Source organism: Allostella sp. (genome assembly GCF_041913585.1).
Classification (GTDB): domain Bacteria; phylum Pseudomonadota; class Alphaproteobacteria; order ATCC43930; family Allostellaceae; genus Allostella.
In genome coordinates this window covers 1-16792 of record NZ_JAYSFE010000051.1, presented here as the reverse complement: position 1 = coordinate 16792, position 16792 = coordinate 1, and the positions used below count along the sequence as shown (strand labels likewise).

Sequence of the window (16792 nt, the reverse complement as noted above, 5' to 3'; positions counted from 1 at the left end):
CGCGTCGCCCTTTTCCCGGCGGCCGGCGCAGCCATATCATCGGCGTCCATGGCCGCCCCCGCCTCCGCCGAACCGGTGCCGCTCCTCGATCTCGAGCTGCGGCCGCACCGCAGCCTCCCGCCCGTGGGATTCACCGTCCTGATGGCGGTGCTGGGGGTGGTCGGGTTTGCCACCGGCGTCCTCTTCCTCGCCATCGGGGCCTGGCCCGTCTTCGGTTTCCTCGGCCTCGACGTGCTGGGTCTCTACGTCGCCTTCCGGATCAGCTATGCGCGGGCGCGGACGACGGCCGACCGGCTGCGGCTCGCCGGCGACGCGCTGACCGTCGACCGCATGCGGCCGAGGCGCCCGGTCGAGCGCTGGACCTTCCAGCCCTACTGGCTGCGCGTCGTCCTCGACGAGGGCACGGGCGCCGGTCGGCCGCGGCTGGTGCTGACCTCGCACGGGCGCCGGCTCGAGGTCGGCGCCTTCCTCGGTCCGGACGAGCGGGCCCGCGTCGCCGGCCTGCTGCGCGACGCCCTTCGGCGCTACCGCGAGCCGGCGGACCTCAGCCCCAGCACGTCCGTCATGTCGTAGAGGCCGGGCGCGCGGCCGGCGAGCCAGAGCGCCGCCCGGACCGCGCCGCGGGCATAGATCTCGCGGCTGCCGGCGCGATGGGTCAGTTCCAGGCGCTCGCCGTTGGCCGCGAAGACGACCGTGTGGTCGCCGACGACATCGCCGCCGCGCAGGGTGGCGAAGCCGATGGTGCCGCGCCGGCGCGCGCCGGTATGGCCGTCGCGCACCCGCACCGCCGCCTCCGCCAGCCCCACCCGGCGGCCACGGGCGGCGGCCTCGCCGAGGCCGAGCGCCGTGCCCGACGGCGCGTCGACCTTGTGGCGGTGGTGCATCTCGACGATCTCGATGTCGTAGTCGGGGTCGAGGGTGGCGGCGACCTGCTCGACGAGGCCCATCAGCAGGTTGACGGCGAGGCTCATGTTCGGCGCCAGCACGATGGGCGCGGTGGCGGCGAAGCCGGCGACGGCGGCGCGGTCCTCGGCGGAGAGGCCGGTGGTGCCGATGACCAGCCCCTTGCCGGCGGCGGCCGCGAGCCGGGCGTGGGCCAGCGTGGCCGCGGGTGCGGTGAAGTCGATGGCGACATCGGCCGCGGCGAAGAGGGCGGCGGGGTCGGTCGAGACGGCGACGCCGCGGCGGCCGATCCCGGCGAGCTCGCCCATGTCCTGCCCGGCGGCGTTGCTGCCGGCGGGCTCGGTGCCGGCCGCCAGCACGGCGCCCTCGGTGCGGTCGACCTCGGCCGCCAGCATCCGCCCCATGCGCCCGGCGGCGCCGGCGATCGCGATCCGTACCTCGGTCATGTCCCCGTCTCCCTCCGGTTGGGAGCGGCGAGGGAGCCACAGCGGCCGCCGCGGCGCAAGCGTCGCGGGACGGACGGCGCTAGACTGCGCCCGGACCATATCCGGGAGGACGGAGCGGGCATGGAGGTTCGCAGCTATCGGCCGGAGGATTTCGCCGCCATCGTGGCGCTGTGGGGGGCGTGCGGTCTGCACCCCAGCCGCTCCGACACGCCGGTCTCGCTCGCACGCAAGCTGGAGCGCGACCCCGACCTCTTCCTCGTCGTCGCGGACGGGGAGGGCGGCATCGTCGGCTCGATCATCGGCTCCTACGACGGCCGCCGCGGCTGGATCAACCGCCTCGCCGTGGCACCCGGCCTGCGCGGGCGGGCGATCGGCCGCCTGCTGGTCGAGACGGTCGAGCGCCGCCTCGCCGAGCGCGGCTGCGACAAGGTCAACCTGCTGGTCGAGCCGGACAACCGCCGGGTCGTCGACTATTACGACCGGCTCGGCTACCGCACCGACGAACTCGTCTTCATGGAGAAGTGGCTGGCCTGACGGCCCGGCCGGAGCGGCCGGCTACTCGCGCAGGTCGCTCCAGAACTCCTTGACCTTCTGGAAGAAGCCGGCCGATTCCGGGCTCGTCTTGTCGCGGCCGCCCGCGCCCTCGAACTCGCGCAGCAGCTCCTGCTGCTTCTTGGTCAGGTTCATCGGCGTCTCGACGATGGCCTGGATGTAGAGGTCGCCGCGCGAGCTGGAGCGCAGCACCGACATGCCCTTGCCCTTGAGGCGGAACTGGTGGCCGGACTGGGTGCCGGCCGGCACCGACACCTTGGCGAAGGTGCCGTCCAGCGTCGGCACCTCGATCTGGCCGCCGAGTGCCGCCGTCGTCATCGGGATCGGCACGCGGCAATGGATGTTGGCGCCGTCGCGCTGGAAGAAGCGGTGCGGCTGGATCGAGAGGAAGATGTAGAGATCGCCCGGCGGCGACCCGCGCAGTCCGGCCTCGCCCTCGCCGCTGAGGCGGATGCGGGTGCCGTCCTCGACCCCGGGCGGGATCGTCACCGACAGCGTCTTCTCCTTGCGCACGCGGCCGGCGCCGCCGCAGCTCTTGCACGGCCGCTCGATGATCCGGCCGGTGCCGCCGCAGTTCGGGCAGGTCCGCTCGATGGTGAAGAAGCCCTGCTGCGCGCGCACCTTGCCGTGGCCCTGGCAGGTCGGGCAGGTGACCGGCCGCGAGCCCGCCTCGGCGCCGCTGCCGTTGCACGCCTCGCAGGCGGCATGGGTCGGCACGCGGATCGTCTTGTCGACGCCGCGGAAGGCCTCGTCGAGCGAGATCTCCATGTTGTAGCGCAGGTCGCTGCCGCGGCCGGAGCCGCCGCGGCGGCCCATCACCTCGCCGAACATCTCCTCGAAGATGTCGGCGAAGCCCTCGAAGCCGCCGCCGCCGCGCGCCCCGCCGCCGCCGTTCTCGAAGGCGGCATGGCCGTAGCGGTCGTAGGCGCCCCGCTTCTGGTCGTCCTTGAGGACGTCGTAGGCCTCGTTCAGCTCCTTGAACTTCTGCTCCGCCTCCGGGTCCCCGGGATTGCGGTCGGGGTGCCAGCGCATGGCCAGCTTGCGGTATGCCTTCTTGAGCTCGTCCTGGTCCGCGTCGCGGGACACTCCCAGGATCTCGTAATAGTCCTGCTTGGCCATGGGTCAGGCGGCAATCCGCTGGCGGCGCCCGGAACGGGGCGCGGAGGCTGGAAACAGAGAAACGCCCGCTGCCGAGCCCGGGAGGGGGATCGACAGCGGGCGCATCGACGGGACTAGGCGCGCTTGTTCTTCTTGGTGTCGTCGACTTCCTCGAAGTCGGCGTCGACGACCTTGTCCTTGTCGGCCGCGGGCGCGTCGCCGCCGGCGCCCGGCTGGGCGCCGCCGGTCTCGGCCTGCTGGGCCTTGTACATGGCCTCGCCGAGCTTCATGGCCGACTGCGCCAGACGGTCGGTCTTGGCCTTGATGTCGGCCGCATCCTCGCCGCCGAGCGCGTCCTTCAGCGCCTGGATGTCGGCCTCGATCTCCGACTTCACGGCCGGCGCGACCTTGTCGCCGTACTCCTTGATGTTGCGCTCGGTCGAGTGCACCAGGGAGTCGGCGTGGTTGCGGGCGTCGACGAGTTCGCGCTTGCGCTTGTCCTCGTCGGCATGCTCCTCGGCCTCGCGCACCATGCGCTGGATGTCGGCCTCGCCGAGGCCGCCCGACGCCTGGATGCGGATCTGCTGCTCCTTGCCGGTCGCCTTGTCCTTGGCCGAGACGCTGACGATGCCGTTGGCGTCGATGTCGAAGGCGACCTCGATCTGCGGCATGCCGCGCGGCGCCGACGGGATGCCGACGAGGTCGAACTGGCCGAGCAGCTTGTTGTCCGCGGCCATCTCGCGCTCGCCCTGGAAGACCCGGATGGTGACCGCGGTCTGGTTGTCCTCGGCGGTCGAGAAGACCTGGCTCTTCTTGGTCGGGATCGTCGTGTTGCGGTCGATCAGGCGGGTGAAGACCCCGCCCAGCGTCTCGATGCCGAGCGACAGCGGCGTCACGTCGAGCAGCAGGACGTCCTTGACCTCGCCCTTCAGCACGCCGCCCTGGATCGCCGCGCCGACGGCGACGACCTCGTCCGGGTTCACCCCGCGGTGGGGCTCCTTGCCGAAGAAGTTCTTCACCGTCTCGATGATCTTGGGCATGCGGGTCATGCCGCCGACCAGGATCACCTCGTCGATCTCCGACGCCTTCAGGCCGGCGTCGCGCAGCGCCGCCCGGCAGGGGTCGATCGTGCGCTGGACGAGATCGTCGACCAGCGCCTCGAGCTTGGCCCGGGTCAGCTTGATGTTGAGATGCTTCGGCCCGCTGGCGTCGGCGGTGATGAAGGGCAGGTTGATCTCGGTCTGGGTCGCGCTCGAGAGCTCGATCTTGGCCTTCTCGCCCGCTTCCTTCAGGCGCTGCAGGGCCAGCCGGTCGCCGCGCAGGTCGATGCCCGACTCCTTCTTGAACTCGTCCGCGAGGTAGTCGATGACGCGCTTGTCGAAGTCCTCGCCGCCCAGGAACGTGTCGCCGTTGGTCGACTTCACCTCGAACACGCCGTCGCCGATCTCCAGGATCGAGACGTCGAAGGTGCCGCCGCCGAGGTCGTAGACGACGATCGTGCCGCTGCCGCGCTTCTCCAGCCCGTAGGCCAGCGCCGCCGCGGTCGGCTCGTTGATGATGCGCAGCACCTCCAGGCCGGCGATCCGGCCGGCGTCCTTGGTCGCCTGGCGCTGGCTGTCGTTGAAGTAGGCGGGCACCGTGATGACGGCCTGGGTCACCGGCTCGCCGAGATAGGCTTCCGCCGTCTCCTTCATCTTCTGCAGGACGAAGGCGCTGAGCTGGCTCGGCGCGTACTTCTCGCCGCGCGATTCGACCCAGGCGTCGCCGTTGTCGCCCTTGATGATGCGATAGGGGACGAGCCCCTTTTCCTTGACCACCAGCGCGTCGTCGCTGCGCCGGCCGAGCAGGCGCTTGAACGCGAACAGCGTGTTCTCGGGGTTGGTCACCGCCTGGCGCTTGGCGGCCTGGCCGACCAGGCGCTCGCCGGACTCGGTGAATGCCACCATCGACGGGGTCGTGCGCGCGCCCTCGGCGTTCTCGATCACCTTGGCGGCCTTGCCCTCCATCACGGCGACGCAGGAATTCGTCGTGCCGAGGTCGATGCCGATCACTTTCGCCATGAGACACTCTCTCCTTCGTGCAGCAGATCCCGACGGCCTCGAAGGCACCGGCGGGACCCCCAGGGAAATTTCGCGGGGGCAATGGTCGGTGGGGACCGCAAGCCCCCAGCGGTCGAGCGGATATATAAGAGGCACCTGCGGCGCTGCAACGGGCCGAACGGCCCGCGAAGGCCCTGGACGAAAGAATCTCGGCCATATTATGGCGGGGCCGGAATCCGGGCGGACGGGGGAACGGACTTGGAGAACCGGCGCATACTCTATGGACGACGGCAGGGCCGACGGCTCCGGGCGGGCCAGCAGGCGACGCTGGCCGCGGGCCTCGCCCGCTTCGGTCTGGCGCGGCCGGAGGAGGGCGATCGGATCGACCTCCGGACCCTGTTTCCCCCGACCTGCCGCAGCGTCTGGCTCGAGGTCGGATGCGGCGGTGGCGAGCACCTCGCCTGGCAGGCGGTCCGCCATCCCGAGGTCGGGATGCTGGCGGCCGAGCCGTTCGTCAACGGCGTCGCCAGCCTCCTGGCCCAGGTCGAGCGCGAGGGACTGGTGAATGTCCGCGTCCTGCCCGACGACGCGCGGCCGCTGATCGACGCGCTGCCCGACGCCGCGATCGCGCGGGCCTTCGTGCTGCATCCCGATCCCTGGCCCAAGGTCCGGCACCACAAGCGCCGCTTCGTCCAGCGCGCCAATCTCGACCGGCTGGCACGGGTGCTGGAGGACGGGGCGGAGCTGCGGATCGCCACCGACGACCTCGACTATCTCGACTGGATGCTGGAACATTGCCTCGACCATCCCCAGTTCGAGTGGCAGGCGCGGGGACCGGAAGCCTGGCGGGATCGCCCGGACGACTGGCCCGTGACGCGCTACGAAGAGAAGGCCGTCCGGGAAGGCCGTCGGAGCTGGCGGATTCTCCTGGTGCGGCGGCCGCGGTCGCCGTCCGGAGCCGAGGAAAGTCTTGCGGCACGGCGGCTTGCGTTGTAAGAGCGCGCATTCTCCATCTATCGCTTGGTCCTTTTTTGAGGGGTGGGCTTCGGCCCACTTTTTCGTATGGCGTTCGAGGGTTCGGCCACCGGTCGTGTGACGCAGGAAATCGCTCCCGCCCTGACGGCGATGGGCTACGACCTCGTGCGCGTCCACCTCTCCGGCGGCCAGCGACCGACCCTGCAGATCATGGCGGAGCGGCTGGACGGTCAGGCGATGACGGTCGAGGACTGCGCCCGGATCAGCCGCGACGTCTCGGCGCTGCTCGACGTGGCCGACCCGATCCCGACCGCCTACACGCTGGAGGTCAGCTCGCCCGGCATCGACCGGCCGCTCGTGCGCGAGGCGGACTATGCCCGCTTCGCCGGGTTCGTCGCCCGGATCGAGACGGACCAGCCGATCGAGGGGCGCCGCCGCTTCCAGGGCCGCCTGCTCGGCCTCGAGGAGGGGGCGGTCGTGATCCGCACCGAGAAGGAGACCTTCCGCGTGCCCTATCCCCGCATCCAGCGGGCGAAGCTGGTGCTGACCGACGACCTGATCGCCGCCACCGTCCCGCCGGTCGCGCCGAACTGAGCCGGCCGGCACCGACCAAGGCCCGCACCGCCAACCGAGGCCCAGGCCCCTACCAGGAACCGCCCATGCAAGCCGTAGCCACCATGTTCCGCCCGGAGCTGCTGCAGGTCGCCGACACCGTCGCCCGCGACAAGGGGATCGAGCGCGACGAGGTCATCGAGGCGATGGAGCAGGCGATCCAGAAGGCCGGCCGCTCCAAGTACGGGCAGGAATACGACATCCGCGCCGAGATCGACCGCAAGTCGGGCGAGATCCGGCTGATCCGCTGCCGGACCGTCGCCGACGAGATCGAGAACGAGGCGACCCAGATCACCGTCGACCAGGCGCAGCGCATCCGGCCGGGCGCGGTGGCGGGCGACGTGCTGACCGATCCGCTGCCGCCGATCGACTTCGGCCGCATCGCCGCCCAGACCGCCAAGCAGGTGATCGTCCAGCGGGTCCGCGACGCCGAGCGCGAGCGCCAGTTCAACGAGTTCAAGGACCGGGTCGGCGAGATCGTCAACGGCCTCGTCAAGCGCGTCGAGTTCGGCAACGTCATCGTCGATCTCGGCCGGGCCGAGGCGATCCTCCGCCGCGACGAGCTGGTCCCGCGCGAGAGCTTCCGCACCGGCGAGCGCGTGCGCGCCTACATCTACGACGTCCGCAAGGAGACGCGGGGGCCGCAGATCTTCCTGTCGCGCACCCATCCGCAGTTCATGGCCAAGCTCTTCGCCCAGGAAGTGCCGGAGATCTACGACAACATCATCGAGATCAAGTCGGTCGCCCGCGACCCCGGCAGCCGCGCCAAGATCGCCGTCATCTCCAACGACAGCGGCATCGACCCGGTCGGCGCCTGCGTCGGCATGCGCGGCAGCCGCGTCCAGGCCGTGGTCCAGGAGCTCCAGGGCGAGAAGATCGACATCATCCCCTGGTCGCCGGACCCCGCGACCTTCGTCGTCAATGCGCTGGCCCCGGCCGAGGTCGCCAAGGTCGTCCTCGACGAGGAGCAGAAGCGCATGGAGGTGGTGGTCCCGGACGAGCAGCTCAGCCTCGCCATCGGGCGCCGCGGCCAGAACGTCCGGCTCGCCTCGCAGCTCACCGGCTGGGACATCGACATCCTGACCGAGGCCGAGGAATCGGAGCGGCGCCAGGAAGAGTTCAAGACGCGCTCGAAGATGTACATCGAGGCGCTCGACGTCGACGACGTGATCGCCCATCTGCTGGTGACCGAGGGCTTCACCTCGGTCGAGGACGTCGCCTTCGCCCCGCCGGAGGATCTCTCCGGCATCGAGGGCTTCGACGAGGACATCGCGGCCGAGCTGCAGCAGCGGGCGCAGAACTTCCTCGAGCGGCGCGACGCCGAGTTCACCGAGCGCCGGCGCGAGCTCGGCGTCGAGGACGCCGTCGCCGAGATCGAGGGGCTGACGCCGCAGATGCTGGTGGCGCTCGGCGAGAAGGGCGTGAAGACGCTGGACGACCTGGCCGACCTGGCCGGCGACGAGCTGGTCGAGATCGTGGGCAAGGACGCGCTCGACGAGGACAGCGCCAACGCCGCCATCATGGCGGCCCGGGCGCACTGGTTCGAGGGCGAGGAGGCCACCCCATCCTGAGCCCGTCCGAAGGCCCGATCGACCGGCCGGCCGGCGACGCGGCGGCGGACCCGTTCGCCGAGAAGGGGCCGCTGCGGCGCTGCATCGTCACCCATCGGTCGCAGCCGAAGGAGCGCATGGTGCGCTTCGTCGTCGGCCCCGACGGGGCGGTGGCGCCGGACGTCGCGGAAAAGTTGCCCGGGCGGGGTTTGTGGTTGACGGCCGAGCGGGATATAGTCGCGCGCGCGGTTGCCCGGCGCCTGTTCGGCAAGGCGGCGCGGGCCGCGGTCACGGTTCCGGCGGATCTGCCCGATCGGGTCGAGGCGCGCCTCCGGGCGCGGTGCCTGGATCTGATCGGCATGGCGCGCCGGGCGGGCGTGGCGGTCGCGGGCTTCGAGAAGGTCCGGGGCTGGCTCGGCGAAGGCCGCGTGGCGTTCATCATCGAGGCGAGTGACGCCGGGCCGCATGGCGTGGCGAAGCTGGGTCGGCAGTCGGGCGATTGTCCCGTGTCCCGGGTGCTGACGGCGGACGAGCTGGGGCAGGCCTTCGCGCGCGACCGGGTCGTCCATGTGGCGATCCAGTCCGGGCATCTGGCGAGGGCGCTGATCGTGGAGACGGACCGGCTGGCGGGCTTTCGCCGGACCGGTGCGGCGGGGTCGGGCGGCGGGCCTTCGGGCGAAGCGGGCGGAAGCGAAGAACGGATCACATGAGCGAAACCAAGGACACCGATCGTAAGCCCCTGTCGCTGGCGCGGCCGGGCAAGCTCGAGCTGAAGAAGGGCTCCGAGCCCGCCGCGGGCCAGGTTCGCCAGAGCTTCCCCCATGGCCGCACCAAGACCGTGCAGGTCGAAGTCCGCAAGAAGCGCGTCGTCGTTCCCGGCGAGCAGGGCCGCGGCGACTTCGGCGACGGCGGACAGCGCCGGGGCGCCGGCCAGTCGCGCACCCTGACCGCCGAGGAACGCGCCTCCCGGATGAGCGCGCTCCAGGGCGCGATCAAGGACGAGGAGGCGCGCCGCCAGGCCGAGATCGACCAGTCGCGCCGGCGGGCCGAAGAGGAAGCCAAGCGCAAGGCCGAAGAGGAGGTCCGGCGCAAGGTCGAGGAGGAGGCCAAGCGCAAGGCCGAAGAGGACGCCAAGCGCAAGGCCGAGGAGGACGCCAAGCGCAAGGCCGAGGACGAGGTCAAGCGCAAGGCCGAGGAGGAGGAGCGCCGCAAGATGGCCGAGCGCGCCGGCAACGCCGCCGCCGCCAAGGCCGTCGCACTCACCGCCGCCGGCAAGATCGCCGCCGAGCCCGAGGAGGATGCCGCCCGGCCGAAGCGGCCCGGCGGCGCCGGGCCGCTGCCGCCCAAACGCGCCGTCGCGCCGCCGCCCAAGCGCATGGAGCCGCGCCGCCGTGGCGGCAAGATCACCGTGACCCAGGCGCTCAACACCAGCGAGGCCGAGCGCGTGCGCAGCATGGCGGCGCAGCGCCGGGCGCGCGAGAAGGAACGCCGTCACCAGTACGAGCAGTCGGACACCCAGCGCGTCGTGCGCGACGTCGTGGTGCCCGAGACGATCACCGTCCAGGAACTCGCGAGCCGCATGGCGGCGCGTTCGGGCGAGGTCATCAAGTCGCTGATGAAGATGGGCGTCATGGCGACCATCAATCAGACGATCGACGCCGACACGGCCGAGCTGGTGGTCGCCGAGTTCGGCCACAACGTCAAGCGGGTGTCCGAGGCGGACGTCGAGATCGGCCTGAAGGGCGAGGAGGACGTCGAGGAGAACCTGCTGCCGCGGTCGCCCGTCGTCACCGTGATGGGCCATGTCGACCACGGCAAGACCTCGTTGCTCGACGCCATCCGGGCGACCGACGTGGCGGCGCGGGAAGCGGGCGGCATCACCCAGCACATCGGCGCCTACCAGGTGACGGTGTCGAACGGGCGCAAGATCACCTTCATCGACACGCCGGGCCACGAGGCCTTCACGGCGATGCGCGCCCGCGGCGCCACCGTCACCGACATCGTCGTCCTGGTGGTGGCCGCCGACGACGGCGTCATGCCGCAGACGATCGAGGCGATCCGCCACGCCCAGGCGGCCCAGGTGCCGATGATCGTCGCGATCAACAAGATGGACCGCGCCGACGCCAACCCCGACCGCGTGCGCACCGAGCTGCTCCAGCACGGCGTCGTCGTTGAGAATCTCGGCGGCGAGGTGCTCGACGTCGAGGTCTCGGCCGTCAAGCGTACCAACATCGAGAAGCTCGAGGAGCTGATCCTGCTGCAGGCCGACCTGCTCGACCTGCGGTCCAACCCGAACCGCACCGCCGAGGGCGTCGTCATCGAGGCGAAGCTGGAGCGCGGCCGCGGTGCCGTCGCCACCGTCCTCATCCAGCGCGGCACGCTGCGCATGGGCGACGTCTTCGTCACCGGCAGCGAGTGGGGCCGGGCGCGGCTGCTGCTCGACGACCGCGGGGAGAAGATCGAGGCGGCGACCCCCGGCATGCCGGTCGAGGTGCTGGGCCTGAACGGCGTGCCGCTCGCCGGCGACGACTTCCAGGTGGTCGAGAACGAGAGCCGGGCCCGCGACGTCACCGCCTTCCGGTCGCGGCGCCGCCGCGACCAGACGCAGGCGGCGGGCCAGCGCGGCACGGTCGAGGAGATGCTGTCGCAGATCGCCAGCGGCCAGGCGAAGGAACTGGCGATCGTCGTCAAGTCGGACGTGCAGGGGTCGCTGGAAGCGATCACCGGCTCGCTCGCCAAGCTGGCGACGGACGAGGTGGCGGTGCGGGTGCTGCATGCCGCGGTCGGCGGCATCAACGAGTCCGACGTGACGCTCGCCAGGGCGTCGGGCGGCTTCATCATCGGCTTCAACGTCCGCGCCAATCCGCAGGCGCGCGACCTGGCGCGCCGGGACGGGGTCGACATCCGCTACTACTCGATCATCTACGACGTGGTCGACGACGTGAAGCTGGCCCTCCAGGGCATGCTGACGCCGACGCTCCGCGAGCGGTTCCTCGGCAATGCCCAGATCCTGGAGGTGTTCAACATCACCCGGGTCGGCAAGGTCGCCGGCTGCCGCGTCACCGAAGGGACGGTCAAGCGCGGCGCCAAGGTCCGGCTCCTGCGCGACGATGTCGTCATCCACGAGGGCAGCCTGAAGACCCTGAAGCGCTTCAAGGACGAGGTCCGCGAAGTGAAGGAGGGTTTCGAATGCGGCATGGCCTTCGAGAACTACAACGACATCCAGCCGGGCGACGTCATCGAGTGCTTCGAGATGGAGGAGGTGGCGCGCCAGCTCGCATGAGCCGGCGGGCCCCTTCCCCGGAGTAGCCTCCCATGACCCGCCGTTCCGGCGGCAGCGCCCCGACGCAGCGACAGCTCCGCGTCGGGGAGGAGCTGCGCCATGTCCTCGCATCCGTGCTCGCGCGCGGCGAGTTGCGCGATCCGGCGCTGCAGGACGTATCGATCACGGTGACGCAGGTCCGGGTCAGCCCCGACCTGCGCAACGCCACCGCCTATGTCATGCCGCTGGGCGGCGCCCACGCCGCCGACGCGTTGCCGGCGCTGCGCCGCGCCGCGCCGTTCCTGCGCGGTCAGGTGGCGCGCGCGGTCGACCTCCGCCTCGTGCCGCAACTCGACTTCGCGCTCGACACCTCGTTCGACAATGCCCAGCGCATCGACGACCTGCTCCGCCGGCCCGAGGTCGTGCGGGACCTCGGACCCGAGGGCGGGCGCGATCCCGATTCCGTCGATGGGGCGGGCTGAGCGCCGGGCGATCCACGGCTGGATCGTTCTCGACAAGCCGCTCGGGCTGACCTCGACCGCCGCCGTCGCCCGTGTCCGCCGCCTGACCGGCGCCGCCAAGATCGGCCATGGCGGGACCCTCGATCCGCTCGCCACCGGCATCCTGCCGATCGCGCTCGGCGAGGCGACCAAGACCGTCGGCTTCGCCATGACCGGCGCCAAGACCTACCGGATGCGGATCGCCTGGGGCGAGGAGCGCTCGACCGACGACCGCGAGGGAGTGGTGACGGCGACCAGCGCGGTGCGGCCCGCCCCGGCCGACATCGAGGCCGTCCTGCCGCGCTTCGTCGGCGAGATCCTGCAGGTGCCGCCGGCCTTTTCCGCGATCAAGGTGGCCGGCCGCCGGTCCTACGCGCTGGCCCGCGCCCATGCCGCCGGCGCGGGCGAGGCGCCGCCGCCGCTGGCGGCCCGGCCGGCGCGGGTCGACGCCATCCGCAGCCTCGATCCCGGCGCCTCGCGCGAGGAGGCCGAGTTCGAGGTCGAATGCGGCAAGGGCGTCTATATGCGCAGCCTCGCCCGCGACCTCGCGCGCGCGCTCGGCACCTGCGGCCACGTCGCCGCGCTCCGGCGCACGCGGGTCGGGCCGTTCGACCTGTCGCAGGCGGTGCGGTTCGATCCGGACGATCCGCCGACCGCCGGCAATTCGGCGGACCCCGAGAATTCGCTAGATACCATGGGCGATCTCTGCCATAAGCCCCCGCTTATCGCGCACCTGCTTCCCGTCGCGACCGCGCTGGACGACATCCCGGCACTGGCCTTGACGGAAGCGGAGGCGGAACGTCTGCGTCACGGCATCGCCGTGGCGCCGGGCTCGGCGGACATGGTCCGCCGGCTTGCCGCGCTCGACGACGGCACCGTCGCATCCGCCTTCCAGGGCGAACGGCTGGTGGCCTTGGTCGAGATCCGGGACGGCGCCATTCGGCCGGTGCGCGTGATGAATCTCTAGAATCCAGCAAGGAGCACGCGATGTCGATCTCGCCTGAGCGCAAGCAGGAAGTGATCGCCGAATATGCCACCAAGGAAGGCGACAGCGGTTCGCCGGAAGTCCAGGTCGCGATCCTGAGCGAGCGGATCCGCAACCTGACCGACCACCTCGGCACCCACAAGAAGGATTTCCACTCCCGCCGCGGCCTGCTGATGATGGTCGGCCAGCGTCGGCGCCTCCTCGACTACCTGAAGCGCAAGGACGTCAAGCGCTACGAGGGGCTGATCGCCCGGCTCGGTCTGCGCCGGTAATCCGGCCGCCCGTCGCGCGCCCCTCATGGGGGGGGGGGGGGGGGGCGGGGGCGGGCCGCGGCCCCCCCACCCCCCCCGACGGAGCCCGGGCGCACCCCCCCCCCGGGGGTGACCGTCGGCCGAGGCCGACCCCGCCGACGCAACGATCGGGCGCCCGGAAGGACCGGGCGCGGCGACGCGCGGACGGCCGTGCGTCGGCGACCCAGGGGCTGCGCGGCATGGTCCGGCGCCCCGGTAGGAAGGATGACGGAATGTTCGACATTCAGCGCGTGGAGATGACGTGGGGCGGGCGCAAGCTCGTGCTCGAGACGGGCAAGGTCGCCCGCCAGGCCGACGGCGCCGTGATGGCCACCTATGGCGAGACGACGGTGCTCTGCACCGTGGTCGGCGTGAAGCAGCCGCGGCCCGGGGCCGATTTCTTCCCCCTCACGGTCAACTACCAGGAGAAGACCTTCGCCGCGGGCAAGATCCCGGGCGGCTTCTTCAAGCGCGAGGGCCGGCCGACCGAGAAGGAGACGCTCGTCTCCCGCCTCATCGACCGCCCGATCCGGCCCCTCTTCGCGAAGGGCTTCCTCAACGAGGTGCAGGTGATCTGCACCGTCCTCTCCCATGACCTCGAGAACGACCCCGACGTCGTGGCGATGGTCGGCGCCTCGGCGGCGCTGACGCTGTCGGGCCTGCCGTTCCTCGGCCCGGTCGGGGCGGCGCGCGTCGGCTATGTCGACGGGCAGTACGTCCTCAATCCGCTGATGGACCAGATGGACGCCTCCCGGCTCGACCTCGTCGTCGCCGGCACCGCCGAGGGCGTGCTGATGGTCGAGTCCGAGGCGCAGGAACTGTCCGAGGAGGTGATGCTGGGCGCGGTCACCTTCGGGCACCAGTCGTTCCAGCCGGTGATCGACGCCATCATCCAGCTCGCGGAGCGGGCCGCCAAGGACCCCTGGCCGATGCCGGAGACGTCGCCGGCGGTCGCCCCGGTGCAGGAGAAGCTGGCGGCCTTCGGCGGCGACTTCCGTGCCGCCTACATGGCGCCGCAGAAGCAGGTGCGCCACGAGAAGGTGGCGGCGGCCAAGGAGAAGGCGCTGGCGGCGCTGGCCGAGGACGAGCGCGAGATCGCCCAGGGCCTCTTCAAGTCGATGGAGGCGGACGTCGTCCGCGGCGCCATCCTCGATACCGGCGTGCGCATCGACGGCCGCGACGTGCGGACCGTGCGCCCGATCGTCTCCGAGGTCGGCGTGCTGAAGCGCGCCCACGGCAGCGCCCTCTTCACCCGCGGCGAGACCCAGGCGCTGGTGGTGACGACGCTCGGCACCGGCCAGGACGAGCAGGTGATCGACGCGCTCGCGGGCGAGTACCGCGAGCACTTCATGCTGCACTACAACTTCCCGCCCTACTCGGTCGGCGAGGCGGGCCGCATGGGCAGCCCCGGCCGCCGCGAGATCGGCCACGGCAAGCTCGCCTGGCGCGCCGTCCGCCCGCTGCTGCCGAAGAAGGACGCCTTCCCCTACACGATCCGCGTCGTCTCGGAGATCACCGAGTCGAACGGCTCGTCGTCGATGGCGACGGTCTGCGGCGCCTCGCTGTCGATGATGGACGCGGGCGTGCCGCTGGTGCGTCCGGTCGCCGGCATCGCCATGGGCCTCATCAAGGAGGGCGAGCGCTTCGCCGTCCTCTCCGACATCCTCGGCGACGAGGACCATCTCGGCGACATGGACTTCAAGGTCGCCGGCACCGAGGCGGGCGTGACCGCGCTCCAGATGGACATCAAGATCACCTCGATCACCGAGGAGATCATGAAGGTGGCGCTGGGCCAGGCCCGCGACGGCCGGATGCACATCCTGGGCGAGATGCAGAAGGCGCTGACGACGGCCCGCGAGGGCGTCAGCGGCAACGCCCCGCGCATCACCACGATCACCATCCCGAAGGAGAAGATCCGCGAGGTCATCGGCTCCGGCGGCAAGGTCATCCGCGAGATCTGCGAGGTCACCGGCGCCAAGATCGACATCGAGGACGACGGCACGATCAAGGTGGCGGCGGTCGACGCCGAGGCGAGCCAGAAGGCGATCGACTGGATCCGCGGCATCGTCGCCGAGCCGGAACTGGGCGTGATCTACACCGGCAAGGTGGTGAAGACCGTCGATTTCGGCGCCTTCGTCAACTTCCTCGGCTCGCGCGACGGCCTCGTCCACATCAGCGAGCTGGCGCCGAACCGCGTCGGCAAGGTCACCGACGTCGTCAATGTCGGCGACCCGGTGAAGGTGAAGGTGCTGGGCATCGACGAGCGCGGCAAGGTCCGCCTGTCGATGAAGGTGGTCGACCAGGCCACCGGCGCCGACCTGCAGGAAGCCGCCAAGGCGCCGGAGGGCGGCCAGTAGGGCCGGGCGGCATGGCCTATCGCCTGCCGCGCGTCGTCGGGCACCGCGGCGCTGCCGCCTCGGCGCCCGAGAACACGCTGGCGGGCCTGCGCCGGGCGCTCCAGCTCGGCGTGGGGTGGGTCGAGTTCGACGTCAAGCTCACGGGCGACGGCGTGCCGATCCTGATGCACGACGCCGTCCTGGAGCGCACGACGGACGGGCGGGGGGCGGTGGCCGACACCGCCTACGCCGCCATCCGCGAGCTCGACGCCGGCGCCTGGTTCGGACCCGAGTTCGCGGGCGAGCGGGTGCCGAGCTTCGACGAGGCGATCGACCTGCTGCTGAGCCACGGGTTGGCCGCCAATGTCGAGATCAAGCCATGCCCCGGCCGCGAGCGCGAGACCGGCACGGCGGTCGCCCGCCGGCTGGCCGAACGCTGGCCGTCGGAACGGCCGCCGCCGCTCCTCTCCAGCTTCGCCGAAGCGGCCCTGGAGGCGGCGCGGGAGGCAGTGCCGGCGCTGCCGCGCGGCCTGCTCGTCGGCGCCGTGCCGGAGGACTGGCGGGCGCGACTGGAGCGGCTCGGCTGCGTCAGCCTCCATTGCAGCCATCGTCATCTCGAGCCCGCCGCCGTGTCCGCCGTCCACGCCGCCGGTTATCCGCTGCTGGTCTACACGGTGAACGAGGCGGAGCGGGCCCGGACCCTCTATTCCTGGGGGGTCGACTGCATCTGCACCGACCGGCCGGAGGCGATCCTGCCGATCGCCGGCTGAGCCGGCGATCGGCTCGTCAAGGCCGCGCCGCTCGCCTATATAGGCGGCAGATGGTGCTCCGTTTCTTATCCGTTCAGCACGGGGTGGTTTCGTGAAGGCTCTGCAGCCGATCCTGATTTCCGGACGCGAGGTGTGGCCGCTGGTCGAGGGCGGCAAGGGCATCGCCGTGTCGAACGGCGAGAGTTCGGGCGCCTGGGCGGCGGCCGACGGGGTCGGGACCTTCTCCGGCGTCAATGCCGATTCCTACGACCTCGAGGGGCGGCCGATCCCGCAGACCTACAGCGGGCGGACGCGGCGCGAGCGCCACGAAGAGCTCATCGCCTACGCGATCAAGGGCGGCATCACCCAGGCCCGGATCGCCCACGAGCGCTCGAACGGCGCCGGCCGCATCCACATGAACGTCCTCTGGGAGATGGGCGGGTCGGAGCGGGTGCTGCACGGCGTCCTGGAGGGGGCGAAGGGCCTCATCCACGG

At 71.4% G+C, this 16792-nt stretch carries 15 protein-coding genes and 1 pseudogene; 13 read left to right on the top strand and 3 right to left on the bottom strand.

Annotation, left to right across the window (positions count from 1 at the left end):
- Nucleotides 1–48: 48 nt before the first annotated feature.
- Nucleotides 49–573, top strand: coding sequence for a DUF2244 domain-containing protein (locus ACE3Q3_RS11735; RefSeq protein ID WP_374446114.1), 525 nt, complete (start codon nucleotides 49–51; stop codon nucleotides 571–573).
- Here the strand turns inward: ACE3Q3_RS11735 and dapB are convergent.
- Nucleotides 525–1349 carry a 4-hydroxy-tetrahydrodipicolinate reductase gene (gene dapB / locus ACE3Q3_RS11730; protein ID WP_374446112.1) on the bottom strand — a complete coding sequence of 275 codons (825 nt, stop codon included), beginning with the start codon at nucleotides 1347–1349 and terminating at the stop codon, nucleotides 525–527. The genes ACE3Q3_RS11735 and dapB overlap by 49 nt on opposite strands.
- A gap of 120 nt (nucleotides 1350–1469) precedes the next feature.
- On the opposite strand from dapB, the gene ACE3Q3_RS11725 reads away from it, so the two are divergent.
- The gene (locus ACE3Q3_RS11725) at nucleotides 1470–1883 is read left to right on the top strand and encodes a GNAT family acetyltransferase (RefSeq protein ID WP_374446109.1); all 414 of its coding nucleotides are present in this window, start codon (nucleotides 1470–1472) and stop codon (nucleotides 1881–1883) included.
- 21 nt (nucleotides 1884–1904) lie between these two features.
- On the opposite strand, the gene dnaJ is transcribed toward ACE3Q3_RS11725, so the two are convergent.
- Together dnaJ and dnaK are read right to left on the bottom strand one after the other, a co-directional pair.
- The gene (dnaJ, locus tag ACE3Q3_RS11720) at nucleotides 1905–3020 is read right to left on the bottom strand and encodes a molecular chaperone DnaJ (protein WP_374446107.1); all 1116 of its coding nucleotides are present in this window, start codon (nucleotides 3018–3020) and stop codon (nucleotides 1905–1907) included.
- 113 nt (nucleotides 3021–3133) lie between these two features.
- Entirely contained in the window at nucleotides 3134–5059 is a 1926-nt protein-coding gene (gene dnaK / locus ACE3Q3_RS11715) for a molecular chaperone DnaK (protein WP_374446104.1), read from the bottom strand.
- A gap of 237 nt (nucleotides 5060–5296) precedes the next feature.
- Between dnaK and ACE3Q3_RS11710 the strand changes: the two genes are divergently transcribed.
- The 11 genes and pseudogenes from ACE3Q3_RS11710 to ACE3Q3_RS11660 form a co-directional block, all read left to right on the top strand.
- Entirely contained in the window at nucleotides 5297–6034 is a 738-nt protein-coding gene (locus tag ACE3Q3_RS11710) for a tRNA (guanosine(46)-N(7))-methyltransferase TrmB (protein ID WP_374446101.1), read from the top strand.
- A 66-nt stretch (nucleotides 6035–6100) separates the two neighbouring features.
- On the top strand, nucleotides 6101–6607 hold the full coding sequence (rimP, locus tag ACE3Q3_RS11705; protein ID WP_374446099.1) for a ribosome maturation factor RimP: 507 nt from the start codon (nucleotides 6101–6103) through the stop codon (nucleotides 6605–6607).
- 65 nt (nucleotides 6608–6672) lie between these two features.
- Complete coding sequence (gene nusA / locus ACE3Q3_RS11700) at nucleotides 6673–8196, top strand: transcription termination factor NusA (RefSeq protein WP_374446096.1); 1524 nt, start codon at nucleotides 6673–6675, stop codon at nucleotides 8194–8196.
- On the top strand, nucleotides 8163–8885 hold the full coding sequence (locus ACE3Q3_RS11695) for an RNA-binding protein (RefSeq protein ID WP_374446146.1): 723 nt from the start codon (nucleotides 8163–8165) through the stop codon (nucleotides 8883–8885). The genes nusA and ACE3Q3_RS11695 overlap by 34 nt, the downstream gene beginning before the upstream one ends.
- Nucleotides 8882–11458, top strand: coding sequence for a translation initiation factor IF-2 (gene infB / locus ACE3Q3_RS11690; protein WP_374446093.1), 2577 nt, complete (start codon nucleotides 8882–8884; stop codon nucleotides 11456–11458). The genes ACE3Q3_RS11695 and infB overlap by 4 nt, the downstream gene beginning before the upstream one ends.
- 32 nt (nucleotides 11459–11490) lie before the next feature.
- On the top strand, nucleotides 11491–11919 hold the full coding sequence (gene rbfA / locus ACE3Q3_RS11685; protein ID WP_374446090.1) for a 30S ribosome-binding factor RbfA: 429 nt from the start codon (nucleotides 11491–11493) through the stop codon (nucleotides 11917–11919).
- The gene (gene truB / locus ACE3Q3_RS11680; protein ID WP_374446087.1) at nucleotides 11906–12904 is read left to right on the top strand and encodes a tRNA pseudouridine(55) synthase TruB; all 999 of its coding nucleotides are present in this window, start codon (nucleotides 11906–11908) and stop codon (nucleotides 12902–12904) included. Before rbfA ends, truB begins: the two co-directional genes overlap by 14 nt.
- Nucleotides 12905–12924: 20 nt before the next feature.
- Complete coding sequence (gene rpsO, locus ACE3Q3_RS11675; RefSeq protein WP_374446085.1) at nucleotides 12925–13194, top strand: 30S ribosomal protein S15; 270 nt, start codon at nucleotides 12925–12927, stop codon at nucleotides 13192–13194.
- Nucleotides 13195–13445: 251 nt separating this feature from the next.
- On the top strand, nucleotides 13446–15569 hold the full coding sequence (pnp, locus tag ACE3Q3_RS11670; protein ID WP_374446081.1) for a polyribonucleotide nucleotidyltransferase: 2124 nt from the start codon (nucleotides 13446–13448) through the stop codon (nucleotides 15567–15569).
- Between the two features lie 11 nt (nucleotides 15570–15580).
- Nucleotides 15581–16318, top strand: coding sequence for a glycerophosphodiester phosphodiesterase (gene ugpQ / locus ACE3Q3_RS11665; RefSeq protein WP_374446078.1), 738 nt, complete (start codon nucleotides 15581–15583; stop codon nucleotides 16316–16318).
- A gap of 91 nt (nucleotides 16319–16409) precedes the next feature.
- Nucleotides 16410–16792 (top strand): annotated as a pseudogene (locus ACE3Q3_RS11660) (nitronate monooxygenase); the annotation flags it as partial.